At 40.1% G+C, this 19,018-nt stretch carries 15 protein-coding genes and 1 pseudogene; 14 read left to right on the top strand and 2 right to left on the bottom strand.

The window, feature by feature from the left end; translation table 11 throughout:
* Positions 1 to 272: 272 nt before the first annotated feature.
* From ME5_RS03130 to ME5_RS03140, 3 genes and pseudogenes are all read left to right on the top strand, one after another.
* Positions 273 to 1,022, top strand: a pseudogene (locus tag ME5_RS03130) (outer membrane protein).
* A 239-nt stretch (positions 1,023 to 1,261) separates the two neighbouring features.
* Complete coding sequence (gene ileS, locus ME5_RS03135; RefSeq protein WP_008038330.1) at positions 1,262 to 4,177, top strand: isoleucine--tRNA ligase; 2,916 nt, start codon at positions 1,262 to 1,264, stop codon at positions 4,175 to 4,177.
* Positions 4,178 to 4,462: 285 nt separating this feature from the next.
* Positions 4,463 to 5,128: a hypothetical protein gene (locus ME5_RS03140; protein ID WP_008038333.1), complete on the top strand. Its 666-nt coding sequence runs from the start codon at positions 4,463 to 4,465 to the stop codon at positions 5,126 to 5,128.
* 271 nt (positions 5,129 to 5,399) lie between these two features.
* On the opposite strand, the gene ME5_RS03145 is transcribed toward ME5_RS03140, so the two are convergent.
* Positions 5,400 to 6,233 (bottom strand): aldo/keto reductase, encoded by an 834-nt coding sequence (locus ME5_RS03145; RefSeq protein WP_008038335.1) that lies wholly within the window; start codon positions 6,231 to 6,233, stop codon positions 5,400 to 5,402.
* Positions 6,230 to 6,682, bottom strand: a complete 453-nt coding sequence (locus ME5_RS03150; protein WP_008038337.1) for a nucleoside deaminase — start codon at positions 6,680 to 6,682, stop codon at positions 6,230 to 6,232. The genes ME5_RS03145 and ME5_RS03150 overlap by 4 nt, the downstream gene beginning before the upstream one ends.
* Before the next feature lie 287 nt (positions 6,683 to 6,969).
* Between ME5_RS03150 and ME5_RS03155 the strand changes: the two genes are divergently transcribed.
* The 11 genes from ME5_RS03155 to lpxK all read left to right on the top strand — a co-directional run bounded on the left by ME5_RS03155 (position 6,970) and on the right by lpxK (position 18,774).
* Entirely contained in the window at positions 6,970 to 8,658 is a 1,689-nt protein-coding gene (locus ME5_RS03155; RefSeq protein WP_245256543.1) for a pseudouridine synthase, read from the top strand.
* Positions 8,639 to 9,202 carry a 16S rRNA (guanine(966)-N(2))-methyltransferase RsmD gene (gene rsmD, locus ME5_RS03160; protein WP_008038341.1) on the top strand — a complete coding sequence of 188 codons (564 nt, stop codon included), beginning with the start codon at positions 8,639 to 8,641 and terminating at the stop codon, positions 9,200 to 9,202. The genes ME5_RS03155 and rsmD overlap by 20 nt, the downstream gene beginning before the upstream one ends.
* A gap of 19 nt (positions 9,203 to 9,221) precedes the next feature.
* Positions 9,222 to 10,691, top strand: coding sequence for a M16 family metallopeptidase (locus tag ME5_RS03165; protein ID WP_008038343.1), 1,470 nt, complete (start codon positions 9,222 to 9,224; stop codon positions 10,689 to 10,691).
* Between the two features lie 8 nt (positions 10,692 to 10,699).
* On the top strand, positions 10,700 to 12,049 hold the full coding sequence (locus ME5_RS03170; RefSeq protein ID WP_008038346.1) for a M16 family metallopeptidase: 1,350 nt from the start codon (positions 10,700 to 10,702) through the stop codon (positions 12,047 to 12,049).
* 18 nt (positions 12,050 to 12,067) lie between these two features.
* Positions 12,068 to 12,898, top strand: coding sequence for a patatin-like phospholipase family protein (locus ME5_RS03175; protein ID WP_008038348.1), 831 nt, complete (start codon positions 12,068 to 12,070; stop codon positions 12,896 to 12,898).
* 108 nt (positions 12,899 to 13,006) lie between these two features.
* Positions 13,007 to 14,332, top strand: coding sequence for a TldD/PmbA family protein (locus tag ME5_RS03180; RefSeq protein ID WP_008038349.1), 1,326 nt, complete (start codon positions 13,007 to 13,009; stop codon positions 14,330 to 14,332).
* Positions 14,319 to 15,131, top strand: coding sequence for a 3'(2'),5'-bisphosphate nucleotidase CysQ (locus tag ME5_RS03185; protein ID WP_008038350.1), 813 nt, complete (start codon positions 14,319 to 14,321; stop codon positions 15,129 to 15,131). The genes ME5_RS03180 and ME5_RS03185 overlap by 14 nt, the downstream gene beginning before the upstream one ends.
* A gap of 50 nt (positions 15,132 to 15,181) precedes the next feature.
* Complete coding sequence (locus ME5_RS03190) at positions 15,182 to 15,427, top strand: DUF4170 domain-containing protein (RefSeq protein WP_008038351.1); 246 nt, start codon at positions 15,182 to 15,184, stop codon at positions 15,425 to 15,427.
* 238 nt (positions 15,428 to 15,665) lie between these two features.
* Positions 15,666 to 16,421 carry a lysophospholipid acyltransferase family protein gene (locus ME5_RS03195; protein ID WP_196793556.1) on the top strand — a complete coding sequence of 252 codons (756 nt, stop codon included), beginning with the start codon at positions 15,666 to 15,668 and terminating at the stop codon, positions 16,419 to 16,421.
* A gap of 15 nt (positions 16,422 to 16,436) precedes the next feature.
* Entirely contained in the window at positions 16,437 to 17,756 is a 1,320-nt protein-coding gene (gene waaA, locus ME5_RS03200) for a lipid IV(A) 3-deoxy-D-manno-octulosonic acid transferase (RefSeq protein ID WP_008038353.1), read from the top strand.
* Positions 17,746 to 18,774, top strand: a complete 1,029-nt coding sequence (gene lpxK / locus ME5_RS03205; protein ID WP_008038354.1) for a tetraacyldisaccharide 4'-kinase — start codon at positions 17,746 to 17,748, stop codon at positions 18,772 to 18,774. The genes waaA and lpxK overlap by 11 nt, the downstream gene beginning before the upstream one ends.
* The last annotated feature ends 244 nt before the right edge of the window (positions 18,775 to 19,018 follow it).

A 19,018-nucleotide genomic window follows, 5' to 3' on the forward strand; every position in this document is an offset into this window, starting at 1 on the left:
TATTAATTATAAAGTTTGATAAACTTAGGATATATTATTAGTTCTATTACTTTGATGGTAGTCAATTTAGGTTACTTTAGGTAATATTTATAAGACGCTTAGAGTGCGTTTTTCTTTATAAGAATGAATGATCTGTGCTTTATCAAAAAATTTAAAAACTCTGCTCACGGTAAATTGACAATTTTATCAGTCATTTCAACACTATGTGTTCGAAAGGTTACAGCAATATTAAGCAAAACCGTTTATAGCTTCTTTATTGTGATTTTAATACAATGGAGAATAAATTAAAAAAGAAATATCTTATTGCTGCCTCTATTGTTGCACTATTATCCGTTTCTACGGCTCACGCCGCTGACGTTGTAATGAGACAAGAGCCTACCCCGATTGTTGTTGCTCCAACATTTTCATGGACAGGATTTTAAGGTGGTGCTCAGATCGGTGGGTCATGGGCAGATACAGATCTAAGCGGACACAGTCAGGCTGGTGAATACAGAAAAAATTTTTCTCCAGATCCATCGGGCTTTATCGGTGGTCTTTATGTCGGTTACAATTACGATATCGGGAATAATATTATTCTTGGGTTTGAGACAGATTGGGCATGGGGTGATATGGACGAAAATGATCGTTCTGATTATCTTTTTTCTGATGGTACGTCAGGTGATGTTCGTGGCAGACTTAAAGAACAATGGGCAGGTGCAACGCGTGTTCGTGTTGGTTATGCGATGGATCGTTGGTTGCCTTACATTGCAGCTGGTGACGCTTATGCCAAAGTTTACACTAGTTATCGTTTAAGAGATGCAGAAAGAAATACTGTTTCTGGTTATTCTGTTAATGATAGAGATACATTTACAGGCTGGACAATCGGTGCAGATGTTGATTATGCAATGACAGATCATGTGATTCTGCACGCTGAATATCGCTATAGTGATTTTGGTGATAAAGATTAAAGCAACGACAATATTAAGTATAATGTTGATTATAAAACAAACGACTTTCGTGTCGGTGTTGCTTATAAATTCTAGGCATTTTATAAATACTTAAAAGGCTTTGTGAAAACGAAGCCTTTTTATTTGTCTTTTTTAGCTTTTCTTTTGGTCTCATGTCATGCTAAATCCTGCACTATGAGTAAACATTATTCTGATTATTTTACGAGACGAATTAGAAACCCGATCTTCACATTCACCTGAAAAGGATGATGGTAGTAGGATCGGGAGACTGTAATGCTTAAGTTGGAACCGTAAAATTGCGCAGGGCTTTAATTATGTCGAATCAGAATGAACCAGTAGATTATTCAAAAACACTCAATCTCCCCCAAACACGTTTTCCGATGCGTGCAGGGCTTCCCCAAAAAGAACCCGAATTTGTTAAAAAATGGGAAGATATGGATCTTTATGGTCAGTTGCGCAAACAAGCAAAAGAACGACCATTATATGTTTTGCATGATGGTCCCCCGTATGCCAATGGTCATATTCATATTGGTCATGCATTAAACAAAATCATTAAAGATGTTATCATGCGCTCTTTCCAAATGCGTGGTTATAATGCCAATTATGTGCCGGGTTGGGATTGCCATGGTTTGCCAATTGAGTGGAAGATTGAAGAAAAATACCGCGCCAAAGGGAAAAATAAAGACGATGTTCCTGTTAACGAATTTCGTCAAGAATGCCGTGAGTTCGCTCAACATTGGATTAATGTACAAACAGAAGAGTTTAAAAGATTAGGCATTGTTGGTGATTTTAAAAATCCTTACACCACAATGGCTTTTCATGCTGAAGCACGGATTGCTGGTGAATTGATGAAATTTGCTATGTCAAATCAAATTTATCGTGGTTCAAAACCTGTTATGTGGTCTGTCGTTGAACGTACAGCTTTAGCGGAAGCAGAAGTTGAATATCATGATCATGAATCGGATACAATCTGGGTAAAATTTCCATTTTTTGAAACGCCTTCTGATGATCTTAAGGATGCATTTGTCGTAATATGGACGACGACGCCTTGGACAATTCCGGGAAATCGTGCCGTCGCTTATTCTTCACGTATTTCGTATGGTCTTTATGAAGTTGATAGTACTGAAAATGATTTTGGACCAAGACCTGGTGAAAAACTTATTTTTGCTGACAGTTTGGCTGAAATTTGCGCACAAAAAGCCAAACTCACTTTTAAAAAACTACGCGCTATGCAACCAGAAGAGTTTGAGAAAATCGTTTTATCTCATCCCCTTAAAGGACTGGCCGAAGGATATAATTTTCGTGTCCCTTTGCTTAATGGCGATCATGTTAGTGATGAGGCAGGAACAGGGTTTGTTCATACAGCACCAAGTCATGGTCGAGAAGACTTTGACATTTGGAATTTGAAAAAACGCCAATTAGAAGCAGATGCCATTGATACAACCATACCATTTATGGTGGATGATGCAGGTTTTTATACTAAGGATGCTCCGGGCTTTGGTCCTGATCGCCAGGGCGGTGCGGCACGTGTTATTGATGATAATGGCAAAATGGGTGATGCAAATAAAAGTGTTATTGAAGCTTTGATTGTGCGTAATCATCTTTTTGCACGTAGCCGCTTAAAACATAGTTATCCGCATAGCTGGCGTTCCAAAAAACCTGTGATTTTTAATAATACGCCACAATGGTTTGTTTGGATGGATAAAGATTTAGGTGATGGCACGACTTTACGTTCAAGAGCACTAAAAGCGGTCTCACAAACGCGATTTGTTCCCCAAGCAGGTCAAAATCGTTTAAATACAATGATGGAAGACAGGCCAGATTGGGTTTTATCACGTCAAAGAGCATGGGGTGTGCCAATTTGTATTTTTGCTGATGAAGAAGGGCATGTTCTTCAAGATGAAACTGTAAATGAGCGTATTTTAGCTGCATTTGAACAAGAAGGTTCGGATGCTTGGTTTGCAAAAGGTGCAAGAGAGCGTTTTTTAGGAACGCGATCAAACGAACCTTGGCAACAAGTCTATGATATTTTGGATGTTTGGTTTGATTCAGGCTGTACGCATGTTTTCACACTGGAAGACCGACCAGATCTTAAATGGCCAGCAGATGTTTATTTGGAAGGGTCCGATCAACATCGTGGTTGGTTTCATTCCTCAATGCTGGAAAGTTGTGGAACAAGAGGGCGTGCACCGTATGATACTGTAGTGACACATGGCTTTACCTTAGATGAGCAGGGTAAAAAAATGTCCAAATCGCTCGGAAATACGGTCTTTCCGCAAGATGTGATTAAGACATCAGGCGCTGATATTTTACGCCTTTGGGTGATGACAACTGATTATTGGGAAGATCAGCGTTTGGGTAAAAACATTATTCAAACCAATGTCGATTCATATAGAAAATTGCGTAATGTTATGCGCTGGATGCTAGGTACTCTTTCTCATGATGAAGGCGAAACACCTGATTATGATTTGTTGCCTGATCTTGAAAAACTGATGCTTCATCAACTTTTTGAGTTGGATAAACTTGTGCGTAGTTCTTATGATGCTTTTGATTTTAAGCGCATAACACGGGCATTGATTGATTTTTCTATACTAGAACTTTCTGCTTTTTATTTTGATATTCGTAAAGATTCGCTTTATTGTGATGGTCCTTCATCGCAAAAACGAAAAGCTGCACTTTATGTTGTGCGAGAAATTTTTGAACATATGGTGACTTGGCTTGCACCTATTTTACCTTTTACAACAGAAGAAGCTTGGCTTGAACGCTATCCTGAGAGTCAATCCATTCATTTTGAACAATTTCGCCAGACTCCAGAAGATTGGAATAATGAAGCATTGGCTGAAAGGTGGCGTAAAATTCGGCAGGTGAGAAAAGTTATTACTGGTTCTTTGGAAGTTGAACGTGCAAATAAGCGCATTGGCTCTTCTTTAGAAGCCGCGCCCATCGTGTATGTTACAGATCAAAAACTGCTTGAGGCGATTGAAGGTATGGATATGGCAGAAATATCCATTACAAGTGATATTATGATTACCAACGCCGCTGCACCTAAAGATGCATTTACGCTTGAAGATGTTTCAGGTGTTTTTGTAAAAACGCAAAAAGCAGATGGAAAAAAATGTGCGCGCTCTTGGCGATATACGCAAGATGTCGGCACAGATGCGACCTATCCTGATGTTTCAGCACGTGATGCCGCTGTCTTGCATGAACTGCATGCTTTGGGAAAACTATAATAGAGCTTCCGTCATGGATATATTTTGTAGCCTTAGATGACTTCACTTATTTTATTATGGATAATGGTGAAGGCATAGAAATGAAGAAAAGAGCGTACTGCTTGCCTTGTTTTTTGTCTTATAAGCGCGCTCTTATTAGAGGGATTGCCGATAATGAGGGAATATGATAGGCATTTGTCATCTAAATGCCCAAATTTAATGGGAAGAGGCGTATATTTTGTGTACACTATTAGGTTTACACTTGAGCAATTTGGTCAGTAACGACAGAAAGACATATTGGCTGTGATGAAACATAAAGCTGGATTAATGGCAACTGGTTTGATAGTCACCAGTTTTGTGCTAACGGGTTGTGGTGTGTCTGGTCCGACATATGGCACCGATAAAACGGCAGCGCAGCAATTATTAGATGATGTTTCTAATCTTGCATCTATCAGACGCAGTAGTAATAATAATCAAATTGATACGAAACCGCGTCCTGATCTTGTTCGTCCTGCCCCAGGCGCAAAAGGTGTTTTACCACAACCGCAAGTGAATGTTGCACAATCAGGCTCACCTGATTGGCCAGAATCACCTGAACAGCGTCGCCAACGTTTGCGTGCAGAGGCAACAGCCAATCAAGACAATCCCAATTATGTTTCTCCCATTATTCAAAATGGACGCCAATCAACCCAAACCAATGCAGTCGCTTCTTCGCTCAATGGTATTCACCGTAATGAACTATCACCTACAATCAGAAAACAACAGAGCGCAGAATATCAGCGTCTTAAACAACAAAACGCTGGTGGAACCGCCACAACGCGTAAGTATTTAAGTGAGCCACCTTTGGCTTATCGGCAACCAGCCGCCACAGCGCCGATTGGCGAACAGGGAACGGATGAAGAAAAAAAAGAACGCGAGAGAAAACGCGCTGCTCGGGAAGCATCAGGTAAAAAAAGTTGGTGGCCTTTTTAAATCAATAGATGATTGATAAAAAATAGTGGCTTTATGATTAAAATCGCAGTGTCTTGATGATGTTTATAGATCGAATATAACGATCAAGAGTTATTTCATATTATGTGAAACCTTTTCATCAAGACGACGCTATCTTTCTATACAAAATGTTGTTTTAATAGCCTACTTATTGATTTAGAGACTTATCTTGCCAAGATATTTAAGTAATTATTCATTACATATTTTCTGTCTCACAAAATACCGTGAAATTATGCGTGGTGAAAACAAATAGTTAAATGACGTCCAGTGGCATTTTATGGCGTGGTGGTTGAAATATTTGATCAAGTGTTTCAAGAATGTCAGATTCTAGAACAAAATCGGCGGCTCTTCGATTTTCTTCAAGATGACTGCGCGATGATGTCTTGGGTATAGCAATCATTTGGCGAAGGCGTAAAACCCATGCAAGGGCAATTGTGGAAGCAGATACGTTTAAGTCTTGAGCAAGCTTTAAAAGTTGTGCATTTTTTAAAATTCTTCCCTGCTCAATCGGTGAATAAGCCATAATTGGAATATTGGCCTGCTCACACCATGCTAATAGATCATATTCAATGCCTCGGCGCGTTAAATTATATAAGATTTGATCTGTTGCAATGTTTTGAAGTGGCGTGCATTGACGTAAATCTTCCATATCACTTGTGTCAAAATTGCTCACCCCCCAAGCTTTGATTTTTCCTTGTTCAATAAGTTTTTCAAAGGCTGAAATTGTTTCTATTAAAGGATATCTCCCACGCCAATGTAAAAGATAAAGATCAATATAATCTGTACCTAAATTGTGGAGACTTCGTTCGCAAGCTTGAATGGTTCCTTGTAGTGAAGCATGACTTGGTAAGACTTTGGATACGAGAAAAGCATCGTGTCGCCGTCCTTTAATTGCATGGCTTACAACTCGTTCTGCACCGCCATTTGCATACATTTCAGCCGAATCAATCACACTGAGACCAAGGTCGAGGCCTTGGCGTAAAATATTTGCTTCTTCTTCAAAACTTTTATGGCTTTCTCCCATAAACCAAGTGCCTTGTCCTAAGGCAGGAACCTGAATGCCATTTGGAAATGTAACTGTTTTCATGGACGATCTCTTTTGGTACGAAAAAAATTTTTTAATAGATTTTCAGCATCGCTTTGAGCGAAGCCAGAATAAATTTCTGGTGCATGATGACATGTATTTTGATGAAAAAAACATACGCCATTTTCTACAGCTCCCCCTTTAGGATCACTTGCGGCATAATAAAGACGTCGAATACGTGCAAAAGAAATAGCAGCGGCACACATTGTACAAGGTTCTAATGTGACATAGAGATCGCATTGCGGAAGGCGATCACTTTGCAAAACATGACATGCCATACGAATAGCAAGAATTTCGGCATGTCCTGTTGGATCGTAATGATGACGTGTTAAATTGCCTGCTTGTGCAATGATATTACCATTTTGCACAATCACAGCACCAACGGGTACTTCATCGCGATTGGCAGCTAAATTTGCTTCATAAAGAGCAATATCCATCGGCTTTTTGGCCATTATCACGCTCCACCATTAAAAGGGTCGTCAAATCATAAAATTACCCTAACTCTGATAAAGAATATAGCGACAATATGCAGTTTATTATAGGAAAGAGATTCCATCATTCAAAAAAATAAGCTAGAGCCAGTTTTATAAATGATAACAGCACGATGTTTGTGCGAGAGGAAAAAATTATGATGAATGATCGCGGCGACCGAAAACCTATGAAGGATCGGAAAGATTCACGCGATAAAAGTCGTCAAGAAAAGCCTATCCCTGCAAAAAATGACAGACAGCAAAATACAATGCCCCCACTACATTCAGAAAGTGGTGAGCGAATCGCCAAACGATTGGCACGTGCGGGCATTGCTTCACGTCGCGATGCAGAGATGATGATTGTGGCTGGACGTATTGCGGTAAATGGAAAACGACTTGATTCACCTGCATTTAATGTTCGAAGAGAAGATACAATTACAGTTGATGGTAAGGCTCTACCACCAATTGAACGCACACGTTTGTGGCTGTATCATAAAAAAGCAGGTCTTGTGACAACCAATAGAGATCCTGAAGGACGGCCTACTGTTTTTGATAGTCTTCCTGATGCTATGCCGCGTGTTCTTTCTGTTGGGCGGCTCGACATTAATACTGAAGGTCTTTTGCTTTTGACAAATGATGGCGGTCTGGCACGGGTTTTGGAACTTCCATCAACAGGTTGGGTGCGAAAATATCGTGTGCGCGCGCATGGTAAAATTAAGCAAAGTCAACTTGATGAATTAAAAAATGGTATCGCTATTAATGGCATTTTTTATGGTTCTGTTGAGGCTAGTATTGAGCGGGAACAAGGCACAAATGTTTGGCTGAATCTTGCTCTTCGAGAGGGCAAAAATCGTGAAGTAAAAAATATTTTAGGTGCTCTTGGGCTTACTGTTGCGCGTCTTATTCGCGTATCTTTTGGTCCTTTTCAACTGGCTGATTTGGAAGAAGGAGCCGTGCGGGAATTAAAAGGGCGTGTTTTACGTGATCAACTTGGCGAACGCCTTATTGAAGAAGCAAATGCAGATTTTGAATCTCCTATTTTACAACCATTTTCAAATGGAAGTGTTGTGAGTGATAAACCTGCATTTGAGCGGCCAAAAGTTTCAGAAGATGGATGGATATCATCATCACCTGCACCCATGAAAAAAGGTGGACGAAGCAAAAAAGGTGATTATGCTGAACGTGGGCGTGAGCGTCTAAATACCAAAGGCATGAGTGAAGCGTATGACGATCGTCCATCACGGACAAATCAACGCTCACCGATGAATAAAAAAGCGGATACGCGAAAAGATAAAACGTCAACAGAAGAAACCGCACAACAACAAACACCACGCTCGCGCAGTGCCAATGTTTGGATGGCACCGGGAGCGCGTCCACAAACGGCGCATAAACGAAAATGGCACCGCGATAAAGATCAAAGCTCACCTCCTGAGCGTCGCTTTGAAGAATCTGCATCTGCACGTTCCACATCGCCGAAGGAGCGAAACGCTCGAGGTCATCGACCTTTTGAAAAAAATGAGCGCGATATCAGGGAGCATCATTTTAACGATCGTGGCTTTAGTGAAGGTCGCAATGGCAGACAAAATGCCACAAAACCTCAACAATCAGACGTAAAAAAATCAGATGAGCGTTTTAGTTTACGCGAAAAGACGTATAGAGCAAGATATAAGAATAATTCTGAACAAGCTCCTTCAAATGATCGCCGATCAAAAAGAACGACATCTGCTTATTCTGAAGGAAAAAAGTTTGATACTAAAGGTAAAAAAACTTTTCAAAAAAATGACTATAAAGGCCATGAGGATCAAAAAAATAAACGGTTTTCTAAAGACCGTTATAGTGATACAAAAATAAAAGGTGAAAAGAGCAGCAAACAAAAATCCTCACGTTTATTTAGAAATAATGATGGGTCAGTTAGGAGTAAATTATTAGGGGGATCGCGTGCGGATCGTCGCCGGTAAATATTCTGGTCGTTCGCTTGTCACACCTAGCGGGGATGCCATAAGACCCACGACAGATCGTACACGTGAAAGTCTGTTTAATATCTTGGCTTCACGCCAAAATAATTTTTGGCATAATCGACGTGTACTTGATCTTTTTTCTGGTACGGGAGCGCTCGGTATAGAAGCTTTATCACGTGGAGCAGAGGCGGCTGTTTTTGTTGAACACTCAGTTGAGGGGCGCGCGCTCATTCATAAAAATATTGAAGCTATTGGGCTTCAAGGTGTTGCGCGCATTTTACGTCGTGATGCGACACGTTTAGGTCCAATTGGTACGATGAAACCTTTTGATAGCGTTTTTGCAGATCCTCCTTACAACCGTGGTCTTGCAGAAAAAGCTCTTATATCAGCCTTGGAAGGTGGTTGGCTTTTACCAAATACTACTTTAATTATTGAAGAAAGTTGTGAAGCATCATTAAATCTGCCTGAAATTTTCTTTCTTGATGATGTACGCCATTATGGTGGCACAATTATACGTATTTATACGCTAAAAGATGATCAATGACTTTTGAAAGGTTTTGCCCGTGCCGAATTTGCTCCAAAAAACATTATTTCATGCTTTGCTTATTGTCGCCTTATCCTCGAGTGCGCTCATTCCTGTTTATGCACAATCTTCTCAAAATGAAAATCGACAAGATCAGCAAACTGCAGCAGAAAAAAAAGATAATCTTCCTGAAATACGTAAAGTAGGACCGACGCAAACATTTACCTTAGACAATGGTTTGCAAGTTGTGGTCATTGAAGATCATCGTGCTCCTATTGTGACGCAAATGGTTTGGTATCATGTCGGCTCTGCAGATGAACCAATGGGACGTACAGGAATTGCACACTTTCTTGAACATCTTATGTTTAAGGGAACAAAGAATCACACAGGTGGAGAATTTTCTAAATTTATCTCTAAAATAGGGGGTGAGGAAAATGCTTTTACCTATTATGATTATACGGGCTATTATCAAAGTGTTGCCTCAAACTATCTTGAAGATATTATGCGCTTTGAGGCTGATCGTATGGAAAATCTTGTTTTGACAGATGAGGTGATTAAGCCAGAACGCAATGTGATTATTGAAGAACGTCGTATGCGCGTTGATAATAGTCCTGGTGCTATCTTGGCAGAAGAAGCACGCGCTACTCTTTTTATGAACAGTCCATACCGCAATCCAGTCATTGGCTGGAAACAAGAAATGGAAGAATTATCACTGGATGATGCTCTTTCATTCTATAATCGGTTTTATACACCCAATAATGCCAGTTTAATTATTTCAGGTGATGTCACGGCTAAAAAAGTGCGTGATCTTGCTGTTGCTATTTATGGTAAAATACCACAACGAGCGCAAATTGGTGAGCGGATTAGACCTCAAGAACCTCCTAAACATACAAGTCGTTCGGTGACCATGCGCGATCCTAGGGTAAGTGAACCAAGCTATCAAGAAATGTGGGTTGTCCCATCTTATCGCAATATGAAAGATACCAAAGAAGCTGCATCTCTTGATTTACTTGGTGAAATTTTGGGCGGTTCAACAAGAAGTCGGTTATATCAATCCCTCATCGTTGATAAAGGCTTGGCCGCTTCCATTTGGTCAGGTTACAGTGGTTTGGCTTATGATGATGGTGTGTTTTCGATTTACGGGATGCCGCGTGCCGATGCCAGTCTTCAGGATCTTCAAAAAAACATCAATCAACACATTGCAGAAATTCGCAAAGACGGTGTTACGCAAGCAGAGCTTAATCAATCGCGAGAACGCTTCTTAAAAAATATGATTTTTTCACAAGATAGTGCAACAGGTCTGGCTTATATTTATGGAAGTTCCTTATCTGTTGGTCTGACAGTCGATGATGTGGCAGAGTGGTCAGATCGTTTGAAAGCCGTCACAATAGAAGATATAAAAGCTGTTGCGGAACGCTATCTTGATCCACAAAAAAGCGTAACAACTTATTTGTTGCCGCCATTAGATGCCGCTTCACAATCCACAACCCGTGACCAAGAAAATAAATGAGGTCTATTATGATGAAAACTGTTTCTTTTTTAAGACCACTATCAGGATTTGCAATTGGTCGTTTTTTCCTTCCTTTTTTTATTGTAATGGTTGGGTTTATAGCAAATGCTCATGCAATAAATATTCAAAAAGTAACATCGCCAAAGGGTGTCCATGCATGGCTTGTCGAAGACAATACTTTGCCTATCATTTCTCTTCAATTTTCAATGGCTGGTGGCACTACTCAAGATCCGCAAGGCAAAGATGGGCTCGTTAATTTAATGGCGGGTCTTTTTGATGAAGGCGCAGGTGAGATTAAATCAGAAGAATTTCAGGCGCGTTTAGATGATATTGGTGCTGAAATGAGCTTTTCTACCGATCGTGATCGTATGCGTGGAAGTATACGTGTTTTGTCGGATCATCAACAAGAGGCTTTTGAACTTTTGGCACTCGCTATCCAGCAACCGCGTTTTGATCAAGATGCGCTTGACCGCGTCCGTGGTCAGTTAGTGACACGGTTACGTGCGCTTGAAAAAAGCCCTGTTACAATAGCACAAAATCGTCTTAATGCCCTTATTTATGGCAAACATCCTTATGGTCGACGCATTTTAGGAACACCTGAAACTTTAGAAACCATAAGTCGTGATGACTTATTGGCCGCGCATAAGGCTATTTTTGCTAAAGATGATCTCAATATTGGTATTGTTGGACCTGTATCTCCTGAAGAAGCTGGACAGTTGCTTGACCAAATCTTTGCACCGCTTCCTGAAAAAGCGAAACTTAAAAAAATTGAAAATGTTCAATTGAATCTCGGCGGCACAGCCAATGTCAATTATGATTTACCACAAACAACATTGACACTTGTTTATCCAGGCGTTTATCGGGATGATCCAAATTTTTTCCCTGCATATTTAATGGACTATATTTTGGGTGGGCCAGGTTTAACATCGCGTTTGTTTGATGAAGTGCGTGAAAAACGTGGGCTTGCCTACACTGTTGGTTCAAACTTAACCATTAATGATCATTCTGCAGCCTTGGTTATTTCAACAGGAACCAAAGCCAGTGAAGCACAAAAAACGCTTGCCACTATTCGTGAACAAGTTAAAAAAATGGCGGATAATGGTGTTACAGAACAAGAGCTTAAAGATGCAAAAAGCTATATGATTGGTTCATATGCTGTTCAAAATATGGGGTCTTCTTCTGAAATCGCCTCGACACTTGTAACGATGCAAAATGAAAATTTACCGATCGATTATATGGAAAAGCGTGAAAATGATATCAATGCTGTAACGCTGGAGCAAATTAAAGAGATTGCCAAGAAACTTCTCAGTGTTGAACCGGCCTTATTGGTTGTTGGACCTACAAAAAATGATGGTTAAAAAAGGTTTTCGATAACAATGAAAATCGGTTTAGCACTTGGAGGAGGTGGCGCGCGTGGTTTGGGTCACCTTCCTGTCATTTTTGCGATGGAAGAACTGGGGCTTAAAATTGATGAAGTTGCAGGCTCGTCCATAGGTTCGCTCGTTGGTGTTGGTTTGTCACATGGGATGAGTGCAGCAGATGTAAAAGAGTATTTTCTAGAATGTTTTGCAAAATCTGGTGATACATTTGCAAAATTATGGGCGCTTAAACCAACATCATGGAAGGATTTTTGGAATCGTGGCGTAAAGCTTTCACAATTTGATATTGAACTCATTTTAGAAGCATTTTTACCGGATTATCTACCCCGTCATTTTGATGCACTTGCTTTGCCATTCAGCGTCACAACGGCGGATATCAATACTGCTGAATTGCACGTTATAAGAAAAGGGGATTTACGCGCCGCACTTGCTGCTTCATGTGCTATTCCGGGTCTTTTTAAACCTGTTCAATTTGAGGGGCGCGTTTTAATTGATGGTGGGGTATGCAATCCTGTTCCGTTTGATTGTTTTGACGCAACTGTCGATATTGCCATAGGTGTGGATGTTTTAGGTTTTCCTGTTGCACATAGTCCTGATACAAAGCTCTCCACATTCGAATGTATGATTGCTTCGAGTTTGATCTCGCAACAAACGCTCATTGCTGCTAAAATGGCACTTGCAAAACCCGATCTTTTATTAAGGCCGCCAATAGAGGGCATTCATTTGCTCGACTTTCTCAAAACACGTCAAATTCTTGAACAAGTCATGCCATTTAAAGATCATGCAAAAACAATGATTGCTGCAATTATTGAAAAAAAATTACAATAATTCTATTTGTTTTGCATTGAGCCATATAAAATTCTGATAAAGTGTTGTTTTATCGATGACATTTGAAAATAGATAAACTAAACTTGAGATCAAGGAGGCACAATATCTATGCAAAGCCAAATCGATCAAGCCGCAGCACTTGTTGATGCTGCAAAAAAAGCAGGAGCGGATGCGGCAGATGCAGTTGTTCTTCGTTCTCAATCGGTAAGCGTTGCCGTACGCCTTTCAAAAGTTGAAACAACCCAATCTTCTGAAAGTGATGATTTTGTGTTGCGTGTCTTTGTTGGTAAACGCGTTGCATCGATTTCTGCCAATCTCTCTGGTGATCCGAAAGCTCTTGCAGAGCGTGCGGTGGCAATGGCAAAAGTATCGCCAGAAAATCCTTTGGAAGGTTTGGCCGATCAAGATTTATTGGTTAAAAACGTTAAAGATCTCAATTTATTTGATCCTTTCGTTCCAGATAGTCAAACACTTTTAGAAGATGCCCTAAAAGCCGAAGAGGCCGCTTTAAGCATTGATGGTGTTACCAATTCAGGCGGTGCAGTTTCGTCTTATGGTCGTGGTGGTTTGGTTCTCGTTACAAGTCATGGATTTTGCAATGCGTATCAATCCAGCCGCTTTTCTCGTTCATGCAGTGCGGTTGCAGGAACAGGTACGGCGATGGAACGTGATTATGATTATACGACAGCTCTACATTTTAAAGATATGGATGACGCAGAGCTTATCGGTAAAAGTGCAGGAAAACGAGCAGTACAACGTCTTGGCGCGCGCAAAGTCAATACAGGCATAGTCAATGTGATTTTTGATCCGCGCATGGCACGCGGCATTGCAGGTCATATTGCTTCTATGGTCAATGGAGCTACTGTTGCAAGAAAAACAAGTCTTTTGCAAAATCATATGGACAAGGCTGTTATGAGCGCTCATGTGACAATCAGTGATGACCCTTTAAAATTTAAAGGAAATGCCTCACGTCCTTTTGATGGAGAAGGCGTGGAAGGGGAAAAACTCAATATCATTGAAAATGGCGTTTTAAAAAACTGGCTTCTTTCTTCTTCCACAGCCAAAGAATTGGGTTTGAGAACCAATGGTCATGGGGTGCGTTCTTCCTCTTCCGTTCAACCTGCAGCAACAAATTTTGCGATTGAACCCGGTTTTTTTACTCAAAAAGAGTTAATGAAAAATATTCAAACAGGGTTTTATGTGACGGAACTTTTTGGTCATGGAGTTGATCTTGTCACGGGGCAATATAGTCGTGGTGCATCAGGATTTTGGATTGAAAATGGAGAAATCAGCTATCCTGTCAGTGAAGTCACACTTGGATCCAATCTTTTACATATGTTAGCGCATCTCACACCAGCAAATGATCTTGATCGTCGTTTTGCCGTTGCCGCACCAACACTTCTGATTGAGGGGATGACACTTGCAGGCAAATAATGATGAAAACACCCTTGATTTAATGCTTTTGCGAGAAGCTTGCGCGCAAGCTGCTGATCTTGCAATGTCTTATTTTGGTGAAAATCCCAAAGTATGGATTAAGCCTGGTAATTCGCCAGTCAGTGAGGCAGACTTTGCGGTTGATGCGCTTTTGAAAAAAATACTTCTTGTTGCACGACCTGATTACGGTTGGATATCGGAAGAAACAGAAGATGATCGACCGCAAAAAAACTATCGTCGATCATTTATTGTGGATCCCATCGACGGAACACGTGGTTTTTTAGAAAAAAGCCCTTATTGGTGTATTTCTGTTGCTATCATTGAAAATCAAAAACCTGAAGTGGGAATTTTGCACTGTCCTGTCAAAAATGTGGTTTATGATGCCGTTAAAAATAATGGAGCCACTAAAAATCAAGACGCTTTATCCTTGTTAGGTTCAACTGAACATACACGTGATACGACGACCATTATTTCAGCAACCAAATCTATGGCAAAAAAGCTTGCCCCCTTTATTCAAAAATCGACACAATTTTATTATAATATACCGTCGCTGGCTTATCGCATAGCGCTTGCTGCTGAAGGTGCAATTAATATAGTTTTAGTTCGTCCCAATTGTCATGATTGGGATATTGCAGCAGCCGATCTTATATTGCAAGAAAGTGGTGGTGCACTTGTGACACTTGAGCAAAAATATCCGACTTATGGAAATAGCCCTTTTACACACGATTTTTTGATTGCATGTGAAAATAGTCGGTTAAAGAATGTGATAGATATTGTTCAAACGTCCAAGTTAGTTTAATCAAAAATGGAACGTAATCCGACGATTTAAAGAAATATCAGGAGGCACGTATGACGGCATTGAATGAAAAAAAACAATTGTTGCATCTCGTTTTGGGTGGTGAATTAAAAAATCTCGATAGCAATGAATTTCGTGATTTGGATAATTTGGACATCGTTGGTGTTTTTCCAGACTATCAATCTGCTGAAAGTGCATGGCGTGCAAAAGCACAAGGCAGTGTTGATAATGCCTTGCAACGTTATTATATTGTTCATCTTCACCGTCTTCTTGATCCAGAGGCGACCAATATTGGTTAAATTTGGTCTTTGATTTTATATTTTGGATTACGGCTTTAAAGTAACAAGCTTGCTTTAACGACTGTTAAGCGGGTTATGTTTTTTCGCTAAATTATATATTCTAAATCGTGAAAAATCATAATTTTAACGATATTGATGTGCATGGTGTTTATAAGATTGAACTGCATATTTTTGTAAACATAGAACGCCAATGAATATATGGTTTGCCATTAAAAGAAAAAATAGATTTGAAGATGGAATGAGCAATATAGAAACAGAAAAAAAAAATGGTGTCTTGAAAACATTTTGGCGCAAAATTCGTCATCCTTTAATGAATGCAAAAATAACAAAAGCTGTTATCGTCGCTTTGATGGCCAATTATTTACGCTTTGTTTATTGGACAAGTCCACTGCTAAAATCTTCTGATGATCCCAAAAAAGCTCATGATGCGTTCAATCCTTTTATCATAACTTTTTGGCATGGACGCCATATTATGGGCCCTTTTTTGCGTCCGAAAAAAGAAACAATCATTGCGATGTTTTCACGCTCTGCTGATGCGGAAATCAATGCTCGCGTGGGTGAAAAACTCGGGCTAAAAACGGTACGTGGTTCAGGTGGGCGTGACAAAAAACAAAATGTAGATAAGGGTGGCGCTCGTGCCTTGCTCACACTTAAAAATGCTTTAAAAAGTGGGAAAACGACAGCAATGATTGCTGATATTGCACATGGACAAGCCCGTGAAGCAGGTAAAGGCATTATTTTATTGGCAAAATTGTCTGGTCGTCCGATTGTTCCTTATATTTATTCTTTTTCGCGTGAAAAAATTTTAGAAAAAACATGGGATAAAACAGCGATTCCTTTGCCTTTTGGACGCTCTATTTTTCTTATGGGTGAGCCACTTTATGTGCCAGAAGATGCCAATGATACGTTATTGGAAAAAAAACGAATGGAACTGACTGAAATGATGAATAAATTGACTGAAGATGCGCAACAACGTCTTGAAACACGTAATTAAGATTGGCTTTAAGAAATGGAATTCAAAGCACGCGCAGCCTTATCTCTTTATCGTCTTGCGGGTCATTGCCTTCGTCCGATCGTTCCTCTTTATCTGTCTATGCGTGCAGCACGTGGTAAAGAGGATCATCGACGTAAGCAGGAGCGTTTGGGGTGTTCAAAAATAACACGACCACAAGGCCCACTCATTTGGCTTCATGCAGCAAGTATCGGAGAAACATTGGCCTTGGTGCCACTGATCGATAGAATTTTATCACAAAACATTCATGTTCTTTTAACAACGGGTACAGTCACTTCGGCCAATCTTATTGAAAATCGTTTTGGTCAGCGTCTCATTCACCAATATGCACCGCTTGATATTCACTCGGCAATACAGCGTTTTCTTAATCACTGGACACCAGATTTAGCGCTTGTGTGCGAATCTGAAGTTTGGCCGCTGCGTATTGATAGTTTAGCAAAGCGTAAAATTCCACAATTGATGATTAATGCGCATATGTCGGAACGTTCATTCAACCATTGGAAAAAGCGCCCCGCTTTGGCAACGCATATTTTTCATAAAATCGATGTAGCAATCGGTCAAAGTGACAATGATGCTGAACAATATCATGCACTTGGTGTTAAACATGTTGCGGTTTCTGGTAACTTAAAAGCTGATGTTGCGCCTATAGAAAATACAGCACTTTTGCAAACATATCGTGAAGCTATTGGAAAGCGCCGTGTTTGGGCTGCTATTTCAACTCATGAAGGTGAAGAACGCATTGCAGCCGAAGTTCATGCGGCGCTTAAAACGCGTCTTCCAGATCTTTTAACCATTATTGTACCGCGTCATCCTGAGCGTACAGAAACTATCTTAGATATGCTCAATGATAAGAATCTTATTGTTGCTCAACGCAGCCAAAATGATCTTATTACTAAAGATACAGATATTTTTATGGGCGATAGCGTAGGCGAAATGGGACTTTTTTTGCGTTTGGCAAAAGTGGCGTTCATCGGAAAGTCACTCAGCGATAAAGGTGGACATAATCCGTTAGAACCAGCACTTCTTGGTACCGCTATTTTAACAGGACCACATATTCAAAATTTTCAAGATACATTTGAAGAATTTTTTGCTCAAAAAGCTGCACGTTCCGTTGTAGATGCTACGCAATTGGCGGTTCAGGTCAATACACTTTTGACGCATGAGCCAATGAGGCGGGTTATGGTGGATGCTGCTTATCATACAGCCACCAATATGAGTGGAGCATTGGAGCGGACTTTACACGTTTTGCACCCTTTTATTCAACCGCTTATATTACAAGCGCGTTTAACCCCTCAAGGTGGCGGTTATGGTGAGTAATACACCTAAATTTTGGTGGCAGAAAAAAAGCTTTCCACATTATCTCTTAATGCCGCTTTCAGGACTTTATGGTTTTTTTGCAGCACGTAAAATGCATAATAAAGTGCCTCCTAAAATTGATTTGCCTGTTTTATGTGTGGGTAATTTCACTCTAGGGGGGGCTGGAAAAACACCTGTCGCAATTGCTCTCGCTCAATGTGCAACAACAATGGGACTAAAGCCTGGGATCATTTCGCGTGGATATGGTCGAAAAAATACTCAAACACGCCTTGTTAACTCTCTCCAAGACACGGCACACAGCGTTGGTGATGAACCACTTTTATTAGCGCAATATGCACCAGTTGCGGTATCAAAAAATCGTTTAGATGGTGCAAAACTGTTGCAAAATCATGGATGCAATTTCATCATCATGGATGATGGTTTTCAAAGTCGACGCATTTTTATAGATTACGCTTTGTTGGTTGTTGATGGAATACGTGGTTTTGGCAATGGTGCTGTTTTTCCCGCAGGTCCATTACGAGCGCCGCTTAAATCACAATTAAACTATACAGATAGTATTGTGACACTGACGAATGAAAAAAATACATTATCAGAACCTTTATTGGATCCAAAAATTCTGATACCCTTATATCAAGCTCGTTTAAAACCTTCTGCAACAGCATCCGTTGAAAATCAAAATTTTTTAGCCTTTGCAGGTATTGGAAATCCTGAAAAATTTTTTCGTTCTATTGAAGAGTTGGGCGGTCATATCATACAAAAACATGTTTTTGCCGATCATCATTTCTATACTCAAGTGGAAATTGACCGTCTTTCTCACCTTGCCACCAAAAACAATCTTTTGCTTGCAACCACGTTAAAAGATTATATGCGTTTAAAAGGAAAGAGAGTGTATGAAGATCTTCAATCAATGATTATTTTTGATATAAGTGTTGTTTTTGATGACGGTGACAGATGTCAAAAGCTTATTCAAACAACGATAGAAAATGCCACAAAAAGAGGTGTGTCTCTATCTTCATGAAATGCCACCATTAATAAATTATAAAAATATCTATCTTTGCAGTTTAGCTGCTGAGAGGCAGTTTTGTAATGAAAGAAAATACACGCGTTTAATAGGCTTAACAGCTATCGTGATAAAAGAAGTAGTTTAGGAAATTTAAGCATTTACGTTCAGTGGAGTTTTTGCCTGATTTTGGCTTAGATGTCGATGACAAGAGACATTACGATAATACGACCATACCGAAACCATAGCGCAGCTTTTAAGC

The sequence above is a fragment of the Bartonella tamiae Th239 genome, from assembly GCF_000278275.1.
GTDB classification, from domain to species: Bacteria; Pseudomonadota; Alphaproteobacteria; order Rhizobiales; family Rhizobiaceae; genus Bartonella; species Bartonella tamiae.